Below are 17889 nucleotides of genomic sequence, written 5' to 3'. Positions count from 1 at the left end.
AGACTCACATATACTAAGAAAGAAAAAATTTATTTTTTATAACGTTTACTCAACTCCGTATAACGTTTAACTGCTTTACGAATTTGACTTGTTTTCGCTCTACGACGAGGTTTCGTGACATCAAGCTTCGTTTCCATTTCTGGTGGTAAACCAACAAGTTCTCTTAAATAATTCACATTGGTTAAATCCATTTCTTCCCACCCACCACGAGGTAACGATTTCATTAACGAAATATTGCCATAGCGTGTACGAATTAAGCGACTTACTTGAACACCTTGAGATTCCCATAAACGACGAACTTCACGATTACGTCCCTCCATTAGCGTAACATCAAACCATTGGTTCATTCCTACACCTCCGGCAAATTTAATTTCCTTGAAGTTTGCAGGTCCATCTTCCAACTGCACACCTTTTTTCAAGCGATTAAGCATAGCATCATCCACTTGGCCAAAAACACGTACAGAATACTCTCGTTCCACTTCACGACTTGGGTGCATTAAACGGTTAGCCAACTCTCCATCTGTAGTAAATAATAATAAACCTGATGTGTTAATATCCAATCTACCTACTGCAATCCAACGTGAACCAGTTAGACGAGGCAAACGATCAAATACAGTTGCACGACCTTCTGGATCATGGCGAGTACAAAGCTCACCTTCAGGTTTATAATACATTAACACACGGCACACTTCTTTTTGTGCATGCATTAAATTTACAATATGCCCGTCAATACGTACCTTAACGCCAGAACGCACATCAATACGGTCACCTAAAGTTGCCATTTTGCCGTCAACACTCACTCGATTTTCCGCAATCATTGCTTCAATTTCACGACGTGAGCCTTGTCCCGCTCTAGCTAAGACTTTTTGTAGTTTTTCTCCCTCAACTTTTGGTTTTTTCACCGTATTTTTTACCGAGCTTTTCTCATCTTCCTTTTTTAGAGAAGTTGTTTTTATCATTTTATTAACGACTTTTTTTCTTTCTTCTTTTTTAAAGTGCGGTCGATTTTGACGAGAATTTGTGTTGTTTGATCTCATATTTCCTCTATTGTCGCTTTCCCAAGCGTCTTTATTAAATAAATGGTGTAATAGAACCGCTGCCTTCACGCAAAATCACGGGAGTATCTTCGGTCAAGTCAACCACTGTTGTCGGTTCTTGTCCTAAATAACCTCCGTGAATAATCAAATCTACTTGGCGTTCTAAACGATCACGGATTTCTTCCGGATCAGACTGAGTAATATACTCTTCTCCTGGTAACATCAGAGAACAGGATAGAATTGGTTCGCCTAATGCCTTTAATAAATCCAATGCAATTTGATTATCTGGTACGCGAATACCAATGGTTTTTCGTTTTGACGTCATCAAGCGACGTGGTAATTCTTTTGTTGCAGCAAGAATAAAGGTATATCGTCCTGGTGTATTATTTTTAATTAAACGATATGCTGTATTATTCACTAAAGAGTAAGTTGATAATTCAGAAAGATCACTACACACTAAGGTAAAGTTGTGTCCTTCAGGTAATTGACGAATCTGGACAATACGATCCATTGCGTGCTTATCACCAATCATGCAACCTAACGCATAGCCAGAATCAGTTGGGTAAATGATCACTCCACCACGTCGTAAAATTTCGACTGCTTGATTAATTAATCTTGCTTGTGGATTTTCAGGATGAATATAGAAAAATTGACTCATTATCCACTCTCTTTATACAAAAAATGAGAATTTATTATACACTTTTTGCATAAAAAGAGGGATTGTTTTTTGTCAAAAAATTTGAAGGTAATCTAAGTTTTAGTATTTATTTATTCGCTAATATCACGGCCATCATTTGCTTGCTGCAGTAATTGTCGGCTCTCTTTCAAAAATACGTCTGAATAGTTACCAAACCATGCTTTAACCTGCTCAAAACTATGTATAAAACCCTCTTTATCATCATTGATAAAGAACTTCAGACTTTCCTCATAGGTTTGTTTTAAACTCTCAATGACAGCCAAATTTTCAGGCTTATCTGAAATAATATCTGCATATAACGCTGAATCTTGTGCAAATAGTCTTCCAATCATAGCCAATTCAAGGCGATAAATAGGTGATGACAACGCCAATAATTTTGCAAGACTAATGGGTTGTTTAGATAAGTGCAATCCATTCGCAAAGGTTGAAAAATGGCGTAATGCTTGAATGTAAGTCATATTTTTATCGTGTTCTTCAGCACTGACTTGATATAAACGGCTACCCCACATCTGCATTTGTTCTAATAACCATTGATAACGTTCTGGGAAGCGTCCATCACAGCGGACAATCACTTGTTTTGCCATATTGGCAATATCTGGCCCAAACATAGGATGTAAGCCTAATACAGCCCCTTTATGTATTTCTAACATTTTCTCTAACGGAGCACGTTTAATTGAGGTCAAGTCTGTCAATAGCATATTATCAGTGAGATAAGGGGCAAGTCGCTCAATAGTTTCGATAGTACAAGATATTGGCACAGATACGATAACTACGTCTGCATTTTCTAAAATCTCACCAGCATTTCCCCAGTCATCTCTCTCTAATACTGAAACAGAATAACCTGATAAAGCAAAATAACGTAAAAATAAACTCCCAAGTTTGCCTTTCCCCCCCACAATGACAATCTTATTAATGTCACTGTTTACTGTTTTAAAACCAAACTGATTTTCACGAGTGTAAGACTCACGCATTACACGGCGTAATATGTCTTCAATAAGATCACCAGAAATACCTAATTGTTCGGCCTCATCACGTCTTGCTTGAAGCATACTCAATTCTCGCTCTGGCACATAAATAGGTAAGCCGTGCCGATGTTTTACTTCACCGACTTGTCTTACTAATTCAAGACGTTTTGCCAAAAGTTGTAATAATTGACGATCAGTTTGATCAATTTTATCTCTTAATTCTACTAAAGCTTCCACTACGCCTTCCTTCATTGCTTACTTTGATTTGATTTAATTCTTTTCAGTTTTCTAGCCATTTGACGCAATAATTTCTCTGAAGTATCCCAATCCATACAAGCATCAGTGATAGAAACACCGTATTTCATTTTACTCACAGGTTGCTCTGCACTTTGATTTCCCGCAAACAAATGACTTTCTAACATTAAGCCAATAATTGACTGATTTCCATCAACAATTTGCTGTAAAGCATCTTCTGCAACGATAGGTTGACGGCGATAATCTTTATTTGAGTTACCATGACTACAATCAATCATAATAGCGCTTTCTAGGCCTGCATGTTCAAGTTCTCTTTCACATTGTTGAACAAATTCAGCTTGATAATTTGGCATTTTACCACCACGTAAGATCACATGACCGTGCGGATTACCTGCAGTATGTAATAAATTCACTTGCCCTTGTTGATTAATACCAATAAAACTGTGTCCCATTGATGCGGCTTTCATTGCATTAATTGCTGTTGACAAACTACCATCTGTACCATTTTTAAAACCTACCGCCATGGACAAACCTGATGACATTTCACGGTGGGTTTGTGATTCTGTTGTACGTGCACCAATAGCTGACCAACTGAACAAATCTGCCATATACTGTGGCGTAATTGGATCTAAGGCTTCTGTTGCCAAAGGTAATCCTATTTCAGCTAGCTGTAACAAAAGATCCCGAGAAATATGTAAACCCCGTTCCACATCAAAAGAGCCATCAATTTTCGGATCATTAATCAAACCTTTCCAACCAATAGTGGTTCTTGGTTTTTCAAAGTAAACACGCATAACAATATAAAGTGTATCTTTTAATTCTTCTGCTAACACTCTTAAACGCTGAGCATATTCTAATGCAGCCACAGTATCGTGAATGGAACAAGGACCAATGACAATTAGCAATCTTGGATCTTTTTTATGAATAATATTCGCAATATCACGGCGAGATTGCTCAATTTGATGACGAAGTACAGCAGTTAGTGGCAATTTTTCTTTCAACTCACTAGGCGTAATTAACACTTTTTCACCAACGATATTGACATTATGAATACTGTCTTTATTCATTATTTCTTCCTTCAGTAACAATTATCAAACAGAGTACACATCAAAAAATCAACATTGTAAACATTTTATTACAATTGTGTATAAATTAAATTACACCAAATAAAACAAGAGTTCAATAACCTAATCAACCAATTTGCAATAAATTCTGACAAAATGGACCGCACTTTTTATGAGTATTTTGGCTATGTTCTTGTTTTATAATTGTTAATATTTATTGTAAAAGCAGAAGTGATAATCTCTTTCAATTACCACATCTAAATGAGAATGCTTTTTGTTAAAAAGTCATTATAAATTATATATTTATAATCAAAATAAACAAAATACAACTTGCTTATTCTCAATAACAACTATACAATTTGTCTCAGTTATAGGTTAAATATCAATCTATTTTTACGGTTTCTTAACATTCCAAACAAAGGAGTTAGCTATGTTAAATAAAAACATCGCAGATAAGCTAAACGAACAAATTAATTTAGAGTTCTATTCTTCTAATGTTTATTTACAAATGAGCGCATGGTGTGCACATAACGGTTATCAAGGTGCGGCAGCATTCTTATTACGCCACGCTGATGAAGAAATGGAACATATGCATAAATTATTTACTTATGTAAGCGAAACAAGCGGTATGCCATTATTAGGTAAAATTGAAGCACCAAAAAATAACTATGCTTCTTTAAAAGAAGTGTTTGAAATTATTTTAGAACACGAAAAATTTGTCACTTCAAAAATCAATGAGTTAGTTGAAGTGACTTTTTCTAATAAAGACTACTCAACTTTTAACTTTTTACAATGGTATGTAGCTGAACAACACGAAGAAGAAATGTTATTTAATAGTATCATCGACAAATTTAACTTATTAGGCGAAGATGGTCGTTCGTTGTATTTCATTGACCGTGATTTATCGACATTATAATTGTAGGAGAGAAAACGATGTTATCAAAAAATGTGATCAAGCTATTAAATGATCAAATGAATTTAGAATTCTATTCTTCCAATTTATATTTACAAATGAGTGCGTGGTGTGAACAAAATGGTTTCGATGGCACGGCAAAATTCTTAGCAGCACACGCAGCAGAAGAAATGCAACATATGCGGAAATTGTTTACCTATTTAAATGAGACTGGCGCATTAGCAATCATCGGTGAAATTGAAGCTCCTGCACATGAATATTCATCATTAAAAGAAGTGATTGAAATGACATACCGTCACGAAAAGTTAATTACAGAAAAAATTAATGAACTTGTAGGGAAAACTTTTGAAGAAAAAGATTACTCTGCATTTAACTTCTTACAATGGTATGTGGCTGAACAGCACGAAGAAGAAAAATTATTTAGCGGTATTCTTGATAAATTTCACTTACTTGGTGAAGATGGCAAAGGTCTATTCTTAATTGATAAAGATCTCGGTGAAGCTGCAAACACCGTTAAATAATTCGCAACACATTGATATCAAAGGGCGCTATTGCGTCCTTTTTTAGTGTGAAACGTCTAATTTCTCATTGAAAATTGTCGTTGAAACTCTAATAGTTATAAGTGCGGTAAAAAAAGAGAAAAATCAAAATACATAGCATCACCAAGATTTGGATTAAACGTTTCTTGGTCAATTTCTCTGCGGCCATTTTTTATTCCTTTTCAGTCTATTTAATACTTCTTAATTTTAACATTTAATGATATTATTTGAGGTAGATCAAGTTTAAGTTATTTTCTCGGCATTTTTAGAGGATTAAATGAAAGTTTTCTCAATGGATACTAAAATTGGGCGCAAAGTGCAATCTGGTGGCTGTGCAATACATTGCCAAGATTGTAGTATTAGCCAGCTTTGTATTCCTTTTACACTCAATGAACATGAACTAGATCAGCTAGATAATATCATTGAGCGTAAAAAGCCAATACAAAAATCTCAAGTTTTATTTAAAGCTGGTGATCCTCTCACATCGCTTTATGCAATTCGTTCTGGCACAATTAAAACTTATACTATAAGTGAAACTGGTGAAGAACAAATTACCTCTTTTCAATTACCTGGGGATTTAGTGGGTTTCGATGCCATTATGAATATGGAGCATCCAAGTTTTGCACAAGCACTCGAAACATCAATGGTGTGTGAAATTCCATTTGATATTTTGGATGATTTATCTGGTAAAATGCCTAAACTTCGTCAACAAATTATGCGTTTGATGAGTAATGAAATAAAAAATGATCAAGAAATGATTCTGTTACTCTCAAAAATGAATGCAGAAGAACGTCTAGCTGCGTTTATTTACAACCTTTCTCGCCGTTATTCAGCTAGAGGCTTCTCACCCAGAGAATTCCGTTTAACAATGACTCGCGGCGATATTGGTAACTATCTTGGCTTAACCGTCGAAACTATTAGTCGTTTACTAGGTCGTCTACAAAAAATGGGTATCCTTTCTGTACAAGGAAAATACATAACTATCAACAATATGAATGAACTCATTGAGTTATCCGGGACAATGAAAACTAATATTCGAATGGGAATTTAAACTCTTCTAAGCAGTTAAATAGGCGTAAATAACATTGCGCCTTTTTCTTTTTAAAATCCTCCCTTGTCATTTCAAAGAATCTTCTCTATCCTATTAGTAGTACATCAAAAATGGAGGTTGTTATGAAATTTAACAATATATTGGTCGTTCTTAATCCTGAAAATGAAAAACAATATGCTTTAGCAAGAGCGGTTCGTTTAGTAAAGGAACAAAAGAGTGAACAAAAGATTCACATTACAGTCTTTTTGGCTGTTTATGATCTCTCCTATGAAATGTCTGCGCTACTTTCTTCCGAAGAACGTGAAGAAATGCATCGTGGTGTTATTACACAACGCACACAATTAATTCAACCTTATTTGGAAAAATATGCTGATCCAAACATTGAATTCACACCTTTAGTGATTTGGCACAGTAATGAAGCAGAAGCCATTGCCGCTGAAGTGGAAAAAAACGCTTATGATTTAGTAGTGAAATACACAAAAGAGGAAGAAAGCATTACTTCCTTGATTTTTACTCCTATGGATTGGCAACTTTTACGTAAATGCCCTACACCTTTGTTAATGGTAAGAGATGGGGATTGGAAACATCAAAGACGCATTTTAATTGCAGTCAATACCAGTGACGATGATGAGGATCGTAATCACAGTATGATAAACCAACAACTTGTTGCATTAGGTATTGACCTTGCCTCTAATTTAGAACGTGGTAATGTACATTTAGTCACAGCATATCCTCCAACACCAGTTAATATGGCAATTGACCTGCCTGAGTTTAACGGTGGTGAATATGAAAAAAATATTCGTGGCCAATATCTAATTAATATGAAAGCATTACGGCAACAATTTGGGATTGATGAAGATCATACTCATGTAAAAGAAGGATTTCCTGAAGAAGTCATCCCTGAAGTAGCAAAAGAGTTAGAAGCAGAATTAGTCGTACTAGGCACAATTGGAAGAACCGGTCTTTCAGCAGCTTTCCTTGGTAATACTGCAGAGCATGTTATTAATCGCTTAAGTTGTAATTTATTAGCTATTAAACCCCAAAAGCAAGATAGTTAAGCCTATAAAGTGCGGTCAATTTTAAAGAAAAATTTTAATAAAAAATAGCCTGTCAAAACAGGCTATTTTCTTTTGATTTAAAATCCGTTATTTATATTTTTTATGATATTCATTTCTTATATCAAATAATTTTTTACTTGTTGCTTTTGCAGCCTCCAGATCACCAGACTTAGCTTGTTTTGTCGCTTCATCTAGCACAGTGATAAATTCTTGCATACCAACTTGATAACCTTTGAAATCCTCATCATTATCAATACTCGCTGGTTTTTTCTCTGAAGACTGCACTGCTAACGCGCGTAATTCCATTGCAGCTTTCTCAAATGCCATTACATCACTCGCTTGAGTTAAAGCACTAGCAGCACCTTTCATTTGGTTCATTTCAGTACGTACATGTGCGTTTGCCGTGCCCACTAGCACACAAGTAAATAGTGCGATTGATAATATTTGTTTTAATCTTTTCATAATGTTCTCCAACAGGATAAAATAAAATATTGCAACAATTTACTTATAAAATACCAATTGTTGCACTGCCTAATAAACTTTATTTCACGTTACTACAATTCAAACAATACAAATATTGACCTTTTGGATCATTTATACTATTTAAAATACCTAACTGTTTTTTCACTTGTTGATATTCTTTTGGCAAACCTAAAAAATCAATGAGTGTATTTTTCACTAAACTTTGTGTACTATGTTTAAAATCACCAATTAACATATTCCACCAGCTACTATCCTTTTCAACCATCCACTCAATCCCAAAATCCTTGATTCTTTCATCTGGCTCTAATAGATCGTTTACACTAATAATAGCAATATCAACAGCATCGTCAAATGTGCCAATCTGGTCCACTAAATTATGCTTTAACGCTTCTTGACCCAACCAGATTTTACCTTGTGCAACTTTCTCTACATCTGCTTTATCAAGAGCTCTCCCTTCTGCCACCAAAGAGATAAACTTGTCATAGCCGTGCTCAATTTCTAATTGGAAAACATCATTTAATTCATTTGAAAGTGGGCTAAATAGTGAAAGTTCACTTAGCGGTGAAGTTGAAACACCATCTGCTGATACCCCTGCTTTCTTAATCGTTTTCTCGAAACTTGGTAATACTGCAAAAATACCAATGGAACCTGTAATTGTATTTTTATCTGCAACAATATAATCGGCAGTACTTGAAATCCAATAACCACCTGAAGCAGCCATTCCCCCCATAGAAACAATGACTGGCTTACCCGCTTTTTGTAAATGTGTCACTTCTTGACGAATAATTTCAGAAGCAAACGCACTACCGCCTGGGCTATTTACACGTAATACAACAGCTTTTACAGATTCATCATCTTTTGCTTGGCGTAATAAACGTGCTATTGTGTCACCACCGACATCATCTTCAAAACTTTCACCATCAATGATTGCGCCTTCAACATTCACAACCGCAATTTTATGTTTATCAGAACTTGTCATACGATCAGGTAAATCAGCTAAATAACGATCGAATTCAACCATTTTTAATTCACCCAATTCTGTCTGACCAAAGATTTCAATAAGTTTATCTTCAACAGTCAAACGATCTGCAAATTCAGTAATCAGTCCTCTTTGTTTTGTATAAGCTGAGCTATCTCCTTTTAATACTCGTAATTCCTCTACATAAGTTTTTGCATCAGGAAGAACAGCTCTTGGTTCTATTTGTCGATTATCTGCCACAATACTTACATAATTTGTCCACATTTGATTAAGCCAGGATTTCATATCCTCTTTTGCAGCTTCTGACATATCATCACGTAATAACGGCTCAACCGCTGATTTATAAGTACCTACACGAAAAACATTTGTTGTCACATCCAACATATTTAACATTGATTTGAAATACAAGTTTTGCTGTTTCATCCCAAGAATACTAACTTTACCTACGGGATTAAGATAAATCTGATCGGCATAACTGGCTAATAAATATTGCTTTTGATTGTAATTATCAGCAAAAACAATCACTGGTTTTTTACTTCGTTTAAAATCACTAATTGCTCTACCAATATATTCTAAAGCTGGTAAATCGCCCCCTTCAAAGAAATTCAAATCAAATACTAGGCCTTTAATACGTTCGTCTTTTTCTGCATTAGTAATTGCATAAACAACATCAAAGGTCGAAATCTGACGTGGAATATGTTGATCATTAAATTCTTTTAATGCATTTTCCCAAGAAGGTTCTTCTCTATTATCAGCTAAATAACCATCTAAATTTAGGTATAACGCACCTTGATCGCCGACTAAAGGACCATGAGCTTTTTTACTATCACCGGAAATAAACAAACCAATCGAGAGCGCTAACAATAAAACAAAAGTTAGAAAAACTAAATTCATTATAAGATCACGAATAAAGTTAATTGCTCTCCATACAAAACGAATAACTACCAAAATAGGATTCATATAACCTCAATTAAATAACAAAATAATATTCATTAACATAGCATAAAGTTGAGTTTCAATAAAACACCCAATAAAAAATATGCTAAAATTGACCGCACTTTGCTTAAATGGAAAAGCCAATGGAAATATTGCAATTATTGACAACACGTCGTTCAGAAAAAAGATTATCGGAACCAGCACCTAACGAAGAGCAACTCAAACAGATCTTCCAAGCAGCTTTAAATGTGCCAGATCACGGTCGATTACACCCTTATCGATTTATTATTATTGAAGGAAAAGGGCTAAATAAATTTAAAACGCTTTTACAAGCAGCTGTTGAGGAATTTGAGTTGGGTGAAGAGGCATTAAAAAAAGCAGAAAATCTTGCTCATCGAGCCCCAATGGTCATTGGTGTTGTAGCTAAAATAAAAAAAGATATTCCTAAAGTACCAGGTTGGGAACAAATGTTGAGCGCAGGTTGTGCTACTTATGCTATTCAATTAGCCGCCAATGCTCAGGGTTTTGCTAATGTTTGGATCTCAGGCAAATGGGTGAACGGTAACGCACTACGTAAAGCCTTTAGTTGTGAAGAGTATGATCAAGTCATAGGATTAGTTATGCTTGGCACAGCTGAAGAAAAAAATGAGCGTGAGAAAAAAATCCAAAATATTGAAGACTTTGTATCTTATTTATAGAATATATAATAATTAAGAATGAGGGGATTTTACCCTCTTCTTAATTTAACTGACCTTTATCTGCATTAATTGCATCACATTCCCAACCGATATACTCACCACCGAATTGTGACGCTATATTTTCAAACTCTTCAACATAGCCGAAAATATCTAATGTATTTAGCATTAACTCTTGTTCTAGCTTGATGACATAGAAAGGTTCTTCATCATCTATGACAACAGGTGAATTGCTATATTTCATTACAGTAAAATCAGTATTTTGTAAATTCAGATGCTCCATAAAACGATACATACTATTTTCATCTTCAAAATGAAAATTATGCTCAACTAAAAACGTATCCGAAAGATCACGACCATTTTGCCTCAACATTTCAAGTACTTCTTCTGTCGCATTAATTTTCATTTCTAAGGGTGATGGTAATAAGAAATCAAAATAAGTATCCCAATTTGGATCATCTTGCACTGAACTTGCATCAATCTGCTCAAACTGTTTTAACGCCTCTAAAATTGGCTCTTGCTCTTGGCAATAAAAATACAATTGTGCTTTACCTAAAGAAAAGACATGACCTGCATATAATGTGTTAGAAAGTGCACCCACTTGAACCAAAATTTTAAAAATCTGATTCATCAATTCTTGATAATGATTAGCATCAGGCAATCCGTTTTTATCTGCTTGATATGACAATGAAAACTGCACAACTTTATGCATATAATCAGAGGGAAATTCTTTCAAAATATCCAAATTGATTGAAAAAATTGCCAATGCATCATTCACCATTGACCGGTAAGTTTGCCAACTTTTTTCGTAATCCATTATGTTACCTTATCTAAATTCAGCCCACACCGGTGCGTGATCTGAAGGTTTTTCCATTGCTCTAATATCTAACGCAATCCCAGTATCAACACAACGAGCGGCTAAACTATGGTTGGCAATAATATGATCAATACGTAAACCACGGTTATCATCAAACCCTTTTGAACGATAATCAAACCACGAGAATTTATCGTTTACATCAGGATTTAAATGACGAAAAGTATCTACTAAACCATAACCATATAGACGATTCATCCACTCCCTTTCTTCAGGTAAAAATGAACATTTTCCTGTGCGCAACCAGCGTTTACGATTTTCATCACCGATACCAATATCCAAGTCTGTTGGGCTAATATTCATATCACCCATAATAATAATTGGATTATCTACATTATGATCTTTTTCTAAATATTGCTGTAAATCTGCATAGAATTTTTCTTTTGCTGGGAATTTAGTTTCGTGTTGACGACTTTCCCCTTGAGGGAAATAACCATTAACCACAGTCAATAAACCAAAATCAGTTTCAAAATCAGCCATAATAATACGTTTTTGAGCATCTTCTGCATCAGTTGGAAAACCTTTACGAACTGCTTTTGGCTCTTGTTTAGTTAAAAGTGCAACACCATAATGCCCTTTTTGACCATGATGAAAAACGTGATAGCCCAAGTGCTCAACCAATTCATAAGGAAAGACTTCATCCGCAACTTTAATTTCTTGTAGCCCTAAAACATCAGGCTGATATCTTTCAATAATAGCCTCTAATTGATGAGGGCGTGCACGCAATCCGTTAATATTAAAAGAGATAATTTTCATTTCTAAGTATTCCTATTTTCACTTGGGATAGTTTAAGCGTGCCATTATACCGAATAACCTAGCTAGACCAAAAGATAAAACTGGCACTTTTTCCTCTTGTATTAATAAGTGACTATGATTTCAAGAGCTATTTACCTGCATTTGATTAGGTTTGGGTTTGGGTTTGGGTTTGGGTTTGGGTTTTGCTTTCTCTACTTAATATCATTTCAGTAACATGTGGTAGATTTTCTATAAGTGCATTTCATGTTCATATTGAAAACACAGAAATAAAATTAGTCATTACAGCTAACAACTTCTTAAGTGGTGGAAAATTATTTCATAAAAAGCAACCATCAATGCAGATTTAGATATAGGACTGTAAAACTATTGAAAATAGGATTGTTTACTACATAATAAAAGCCCCATGAGTAACAACTCAAGGGGCTTTTGTTAAAAAGTGCGGTCGATTTTTTTAATAAGTTTTAAACTACTTATTAATCAAGGTTAAAAATTCTTTACGTGTTTCACGATCATCTAAGAATACACCACCAAATGCAGAAGTTACTGTATAGCTGTTTGTATCTTTAATCCCACGGCATTTTACACAGAAATGCGTCGCTTTCACATAGACAGCCACATCTTCAGTTTCTAAAATCGTTTGAAATGCTAATAAAATTTGCTCAGTTAAACGTTCTTGCACTTGGGGACGCTGTGCAAAAAACGACACAATTCGATTGATTTTTGAAAGACCAATCACCCATTTTTTCGGATAATATGCCACAGAAACCATACCATCAATTGTCACAAAATGGTGCTCACAAGTACTAGTCAACGTCACATCATTTACGAGTACCATTTCACTTACTTTCATACGATTTTCAATGTTAGTGATTTTAGGGAAATTGGCATAATCCAACCCACTAAAAATTTCATCCACAAACATTTTTGCCAAGCGGACTGGCGTTTCTTCTAAGCTATCATCACGTAAATCTAAACCAATCAGTTTCATCACTTCACGCATATGGTTTTCAATTCCCACTCGGCGAGATTCTTTATCTTGCTCTAAGCGAATCATTGGGGTTTCAATCCCTTTACTTAACAATGCGTTGCGGACTTTTTCTGCTTCTGGTGAAATCTTGTTCATTTAAAACTCCCGATAAATAACCTACACATTCTAGCAAACTCTTGCTTAAGAATAAAATGAGAATAAATGGTATCTCGTATGAAAAGTTTTAAATTAAAGCTAGTCCTTTAAGCTAGAGTTAGACTTTAAATAAAAGTGCGGTCCATTTTTCAAATTTTTTATAAATAATCAGGCTTGTCAAACCTATTTTTACGTTTTTGGTATAAAATAATGCTCATTTAATTCAACAAAGGACTCTATTATGTTGCCTCTTGAACAAGCACTGACACAAATGCTGAATGCTCTGCCTTCGCCTGATAGCAAACAAGATGAGCAAATTTCTTTAGAACAAGCGGTAAATCGTATTTGTTCGGAAAATATAATTTCACCGATCAATGTGCCTTCTTTCGATAATTCTGCAATGGACGGTTATGCAGTGCGTTTAGCCGATTTAGCACAAAGTTTAACCCTATCTGTGGCGGGTAAATCTTTTGCGGGTGCGCCTTTTACTGGAGAATGGGTTGCGCAAAGCACTGTACGTATTATGACGGGGGCGATGTTGCCAGTGGGGGCAGATGCGGTGGTAATGCAAGAAGATGTGATTGTAAATGAAGATGGTTCTGTGACTTTTCCAGCCAATATCAAGTGCGGTCAAAATATTCGAAGAATTGGTGAAGATGTTAAACAAGGCGATGTTGTTTTAGCCAAAGGAAGCTTGTTAAATACAGTTTCATTACCTCTACTTGCCTCTTTGGGTATTGATAAAGTGAAGGTATTTCCTCGTTTGAAAGTTGCCGTGTTATCCACAGGTGATGAGCTTGTGCCAGTAGGCCAACCATTGAAAGAGGGGCAAATTTATGATACTAACCGTTTCACGGTAAAATTGATGCTAGAAAAATTGAATTGTGAAATTTTGGATTTCGGTTTATTACCTGACAATGAACAAGAATTTGAGAAAGCCTTTGTGAAAGCACAACAGCAAGCAGATCTTGTCATTACTAGTGGCGGTGTTTCTGTGGGTGAAGCAGACTTTACCAAAACTGTTTTAGAAAAAGTCGGAAAAATCAATTTCTGGAAAATTGCAATGAAACCAGGCAAGCCCTTTGCCTTTGGTAAATTAGAAAATGCGTGGTTCTGCGGTTTACCGGGTAATCCTGTATCTGCATTAGCCACGTTTTATCAATTGGTGCAACCCGTTATTGCAAAACTCAGCGGTTATAGCCAATGGAAAGCACCACAACGTTTTTCTGCTATTGCAACGACTAAAATGAAAAAAGCACCAGGTCGTTTAGATTTCCAACGAGGCTATTATCAAGTAAATGGCAACGGAAAAATTGAAGTACAACCAATAGGTTTCCAAGGCTCGCATTTATTCAGTTCATTTGTAAAAAGTAACTGTTTCATCGTGTTAGAGCGTGAACGTGGCAATGTGGAAGCGGGTGAAACAGTCACTATTGAGCCTTTTAATCATTTGATCAGCTAATATGACAGAATTAAGTTATCAAGAAGAATTGCGCTATAACCGTCAAATTATTCTCAAAGCGGTAGATTTTGACGGTCAAGAACGCTTAAAAGCCAGCAAAATGTTGATTGTTGGTTTAGGCGGTTTAGGTTGTGCAGCAAGTCAATATTTAGCGACAGCGGGCGTTGGGCATTTAACTTTATTAGATTTTGATACAGTGTCACTTTCTAATTTACAACGCCAAGTGTTACACGATGATAGCCGTTTAGATATGCCTAAAGTAGAATCTGCTCGTTTATCATTGCAACGTTTAAATCCACATATTCATATAGATACTATTAATGAAAAATTATCGGAACAAAAACTTGCAAAAATAATACCGCACTTTGATGTGGTATTAGATTGTACCGACAATGTTGACATCCGCAATCAACTTGATCGCTGTTGCCAACAAACCAAAGTACCTTTAGTCTCTGGAGCTGCCATTCGTATGGAAGGTCAAGTCACAGTATTCACTTATGAAGAAAATACCCCAACTTATCACAATCTAAGCCAATTGTTTGGTGAAAATGTGTTAAGTTGCGTGGAATCTGGTGTACTTGCCCCTATTGTTGGCGTTGTTGGCTCAATTCAAGCGTTAGAAGCGATCAAAGTGCGGTTGAAAGTCGGTAAAAATTTGTGTGGAAGGTTACTGATGATTGATGGCATGACAATGTCAATTCGAGAAATAAAATTGCCTGTTTAAATACAGGCATTCTTTATCTATTTAATTTGTTTCACAGCCCCAACGCTGAAATAAATCCTGTTCTAATTGAATCTCAAATTGATCGCATAAACGATTAACACTTTGATCCACAATATCTTGCACCGTTTTGGGGTGATGATAGAACGCAGGCATCAGTGGCGTAATTTGAGCACCAATTTCTGCAGCTTGGGTCATTAAACGTAAGTGCCCTAAATGTAATGGTGTTTCACGCACACATAACACTAAAGGTTTACGCTCTTTTAAACAAACATCTGCCGCTCGGGTGATTAAATCATCTGTATAACTATATGCGATACCAGACAAGGTTTTAATCGAGCAAGGCAAAATAATCATCCCTAAAGTGCGGTAAGATCCTGATGAAATTGCTGCGCCAATATCACGCACATCATAATTTACATCCGCCAGCGCTTTGACATCTTGAATGCTATACTCTGTTTCTGCTGCAATGGTTTGTTTAGCTGCATTACTGATAATTAAATGAGTTTCAATATATTCTAATGGTTTTAGTACTTCCAATAATCGGATTGCATAAATCGCTCCCGATGCCCCTGAAATTCCAATAACTAAGCGTTTTTTCTCATTTTTCATAACATAAATCGTATATTTTCAAAAATAGCCTGATTCTAGCACATTTTCTTACAAGAAAATGAAGAGATTATGTATTCATTTTCAGTCTAATACTACAAAAACAAAGGGCGGTTTCATTACCGCCCTATTTCTTATGACATCAACTATTTTTCGTTATGCATTTCTAAATTAGTTGCATCTTTTTCACGTTTACGTTTCGCACTGTCGTTACGTTGCTCTGCGATATTGTCTAAATAATCTGGTGTGATATCACCTGTGACATATTCACCGGTAAAGACTGAACAATCAAAATCTTGGATGTTTGGATTTTCTTGCTGTACTGAACCTGTTAACGCATCAAGATCTTGGAAAATTAATTTATCTACACCAATTAATTTTGCAATTTCATCGACGTTACGTCCGTAAGCGATTAATTCGTTTTTAGTAGGCATATCAATACCGTACACATTCGGATAACGAATTTCTGGCGCAGCAGATGCAAAATAAATTTTCTTTGCTCCCGCCGATCTTGCCATTTCTACGATTTGTTCGGAGGTAGTACCACGTACAATTGAGTCATCCACTAATAACACGTTTTTGCCTTTGAATTCAGAAGCTATAGTGTTCAATTTACGTCTTACTGAGCTTACACGCTGTGCTTGACCTGGCATAATGAATGTACGACCTACATATCGGTTTTTCACAAAACCTTGACGATATGGTTTATTTAATACACGTGCAATGCGTAACGCAATGTCATTTGAAGTTTCTGGCACTGGAATTACCACATCGATATCATCAACATCTGACCATTCGCGTGCAATTTTCTCACCTAAACGCTGCCCCATATGTACACGCGCAGCGTAAACAGACACACCATCAATACAAGAGTCTGGACGGGCAAAATACACATATTCAAAAATACAAGGCGTTAATTTTGGATTTTCTGCACATTGTTTTGAATATAATTTACCATCAAAGCTCACATAAACTGCTTCACCAGGTTGAATATCACGTACAAATTCAAAACCCACCGTATCTAATGCAATACTTTCTGAAGCAAACATATAATCTGTATGTCCATTTTCCTCACGTTTACCTAATACTAATGGACGAATACCATTCGGATCGCGAAATGCCACCATACCGTGTCCAATAATCATTGCCACACAAGCATAAGCACCTCGAATATCTTGATGTGTCTTGCTCACTGCATCAAAGATATCTTCTGACTCAAGTTGATATTTTTTAAATTGATCTAAATGGTTAGCAAGAATATTAAGCAGTAACTCTGAATCTGAATTGGTATTCACATGACGGCGTGCAAGACTGAATAATTTGTCTTTTAACTCCAGTGAGTTAGTGAGATTACCATTGTGTACTAGGGTTAAGCCATAAGGTGAGTTTACATAAAAAGGTTGAGCTTCAGATACACTTGAGCTACCTGCGGTAGGATAACGAACGTGTCCGATACCAGAATTGCCTTGTAAGCGTAACATATGTACTTGTTGAAATACATCACTTACCAATCCATTGGCTTTGCGCAGACGGAAACGATTTTCATCATCTACAGTAACGATACCCGCTGCATCCTGCCCACGATGTTGTAACAATGTTAATGCATCATAGATAGATTGATTCACTGGTGTTTGACTAACAATACCGACAATACCACACATTCGTATTGATC

Annotated in this window: 18 protein-coding genes; 7 read left to right on the top strand and 11 right to left on the bottom strand. The window is 35.7% G+C overall.

Annotated elements, in window-relative coordinates:
- Nucleotides 1-29: 29 nt before the first annotated feature.
- From rluB to CKV78_RS03430, 4 genes are all read right to left on the bottom strand, one after another.
- Nucleotides 30-959 carry a 23S rRNA pseudouridine(2605) synthase RluB gene (gene rluB, locus CKV78_RS03445; RefSeq protein ID WP_407946522.1) on the bottom strand — a complete coding sequence of 310 codons (930 nt, stop codon included), beginning with the start codon at nt 957-959 and terminating at the stop codon, nt 30-32.
- Between the two features lie 112 nt (nt 960-1071).
- Nucleotides 1072-1695: an L-threonylcarbamoyladenylate synthase gene (locus CKV78_RS03440; RefSeq protein ID WP_005762093.1), complete on the bottom strand. Its 624-nt coding sequence runs from the start codon at nt 1693-1695 to the stop codon at nt 1072-1074.
- Between the two features lie 110 nt (nt 1696-1805).
- Nucleotides 1806-2936: a bifunctional chorismate mutase/prephenate dehydrogenase gene (gene tyrA / locus CKV78_RS03435; RefSeq protein ID WP_032855259.1), complete on the bottom strand. Its 1131-nt coding sequence runs from the start codon at nt 2934-2936 to the stop codon at nt 1806-1808.
- Between the two features lie 11 nt (nt 2937-2947).
- The gene (locus CKV78_RS03430) at nt 2948-4021 is read right to left on the bottom strand and encodes a 3-deoxy-7-phosphoheptulonate synthase (RefSeq protein WP_005762091.1); all 1074 of its coding nucleotides are present in this window, start codon (nt 4019-4021) and stop codon (nt 2948-2950) included.
- A 427-nt stretch (nt 4022-4448) separates the two neighbouring features.
- On the opposite strand from CKV78_RS03430, the gene ftnA (CKV78_RS03425) reads away from it, so the two are divergent.
- The 4 genes from ftnA (CKV78_RS03425) (at nt 4449) to uspE (ending at nt 7579) form a co-directional block, all read left to right on the top strand.
- Nucleotides 4449-4934 carry a non-heme ferritin gene (ftnA, locus tag CKV78_RS03425; RefSeq protein WP_005762090.1) on the top strand — a complete coding sequence of 162 codons (486 nt, stop codon included), beginning with the start codon at nt 4449-4451 and terminating at the stop codon, nt 4932-4934.
- A gap of 17 nt (nt 4935-4951) precedes the next feature.
- Nucleotides 4952-5452: a non-heme ferritin gene (gene ftnA / locus CKV78_RS03420; RefSeq protein WP_005762089.1), complete on the top strand. Its 501-nt coding sequence runs from the start codon at nt 4952-4954 to the stop codon at nt 5450-5452.
- Between the two features lie 310 nt (nt 5453-5762).
- Nucleotides 5763-6521: an FNR family transcription factor gene (locus CKV78_RS03415; RefSeq protein ID WP_211205009.1), complete on the top strand. Its 759-nt coding sequence runs from the start codon at nt 5763-5765 to the stop codon at nt 6519-6521.
- A 122-nt stretch (nt 6522-6643) separates the two neighbouring features.
- Nucleotides 6644-7579, top strand: coding sequence for a universal stress protein UspE (gene uspE, locus CKV78_RS03410; protein WP_032855129.1), 936 nt, complete (start codon nt 6644-6646; stop codon nt 7577-7579).
- 87 nt (nt 7580-7666) lie between these two features.
- Here uspE and CKV78_RS03405 read toward each other — a convergent pair whose 3' ends face one another.
- On the bottom strand, nt 7667-8041 hold the full coding sequence (locus CKV78_RS03405) for a cytochrome b562 (protein ID WP_005762085.1): 375 nt from the start codon (nt 8039-8041) through the stop codon (nt 7667-7669).
- A 79-nt stretch (nt 8042-8120) separates the two neighbouring features.
- Nucleotides 8121-10001 carry a signal peptide peptidase SppA gene (gene sppA / locus CKV78_RS03400; RefSeq protein WP_005762084.1) on the bottom strand — a complete coding sequence of 627 codons (1881 nt, stop codon included), beginning with the start codon at nt 9999-10001 and terminating at the stop codon, nt 8121-8123.
- A 119-nt stretch (nt 10002-10120) separates the two neighbouring features.
- Here sppA and CKV78_RS03395 point away from each other — a divergent pair, with 119 nt between their 5' ends.
- Complete coding sequence (locus CKV78_RS03395; RefSeq protein WP_032855128.1) at nt 10121-10675, top strand: NAD(P)H nitroreductase; 555 nt, start codon at nt 10121-10123, stop codon at nt 10673-10675.
- A gap of 40 nt (nt 10676-10715) precedes the next feature.
- On the opposite strand, the gene CKV78_RS03390 is transcribed toward CKV78_RS03395, so the two are convergent.
- The 3 genes from CKV78_RS03390 to folE all read right to left on the bottom strand — a co-directional run bounded on the left by CKV78_RS03390 (nt 10716) and on the right by folE (nt 13425).
- Complete coding sequence (locus CKV78_RS03390; protein ID WP_005762082.1) at nt 10716-11489, bottom strand: TIGR01619 family protein; 774 nt, start codon at nt 11487-11489, stop codon at nt 10716-10718.
- Nucleotides 11490-11498: 9 nt separating this feature from the next.
- Complete coding sequence (gene xthA / locus CKV78_RS03385; RefSeq protein WP_005762081.1) at nt 11499-12302, bottom strand: exodeoxyribonuclease III; 804 nt, start codon at nt 12300-12302, stop codon at nt 11499-11501.
- A 466-nt stretch (nt 12303-12768) separates the two neighbouring features.
- Nucleotides 12769-13425: a GTP cyclohydrolase I FolE gene (gene folE / locus CKV78_RS03380; protein WP_005762080.1), complete on the bottom strand. Its 657-nt coding sequence runs from the start codon at nt 13423-13425 to the stop codon at nt 12769-12771.
- 241 nt (nt 13426-13666) lie between these two features.
- Between folE and moeA the strand changes: the two genes are divergently transcribed.
- Together moeA and moeB are read left to right on the top strand one after the other, a co-directional pair.
- Complete coding sequence (gene moeA, locus CKV78_RS03375) at nt 13667-14887, top strand: molybdopterin molybdotransferase MoeA (RefSeq protein ID WP_005762079.1); 1221 nt, start codon at nt 13667-13669, stop codon at nt 14885-14887.
- A 1-nt stretch (nt 14888) separates the two neighbouring features.
- Nucleotides 14889-15611 carry a molybdopterin-synthase adenylyltransferase MoeB gene (gene moeB / locus CKV78_RS03370; protein WP_005762078.1) on the top strand — a complete coding sequence of 241 codons (723 nt, stop codon included), beginning with the start codon at nt 14889-14891 and terminating at the stop codon, nt 15609-15611.
- A 21-nt stretch (nt 15612-15632) separates the two neighbouring features.
- On the opposite strand, the gene CKV78_RS03365 is transcribed toward moeB, so the two are convergent.
- Nucleotides 15633-16220 (bottom strand): UbiX family flavin prenyltransferase, encoded by a 588-nt coding sequence (locus CKV78_RS03365; RefSeq protein ID WP_005762077.1) that lies wholly within the window; start codon nt 16218-16220, stop codon nt 15633-15635.
- A 143-nt stretch (nt 16221-16363) separates the two neighbouring features.
- Complete coding sequence (gene purF / locus CKV78_RS03360; RefSeq protein ID WP_005762076.1) at nt 16364-17878, bottom strand: amidophosphoribosyltransferase; 1515 nt, start codon at nt 17876-17878, stop codon at nt 16364-16366.
- Nucleotides 17879-17889 lie beyond the last annotated feature (11 nt).

Source organism: Pasteurella dagmatis, from assembly GCF_900186835.1.
Lineage (GTDB): Bacteria > Pseudomonadota > Gammaproteobacteria > Enterobacterales > Pasteurellaceae > Pasteurella > Pasteurella dagmatis.
The sequence above is the reverse complement of the archived record's forward strand: the minus strand, read 5'-3'. Positions and strand labels throughout refer to the sequence as shown.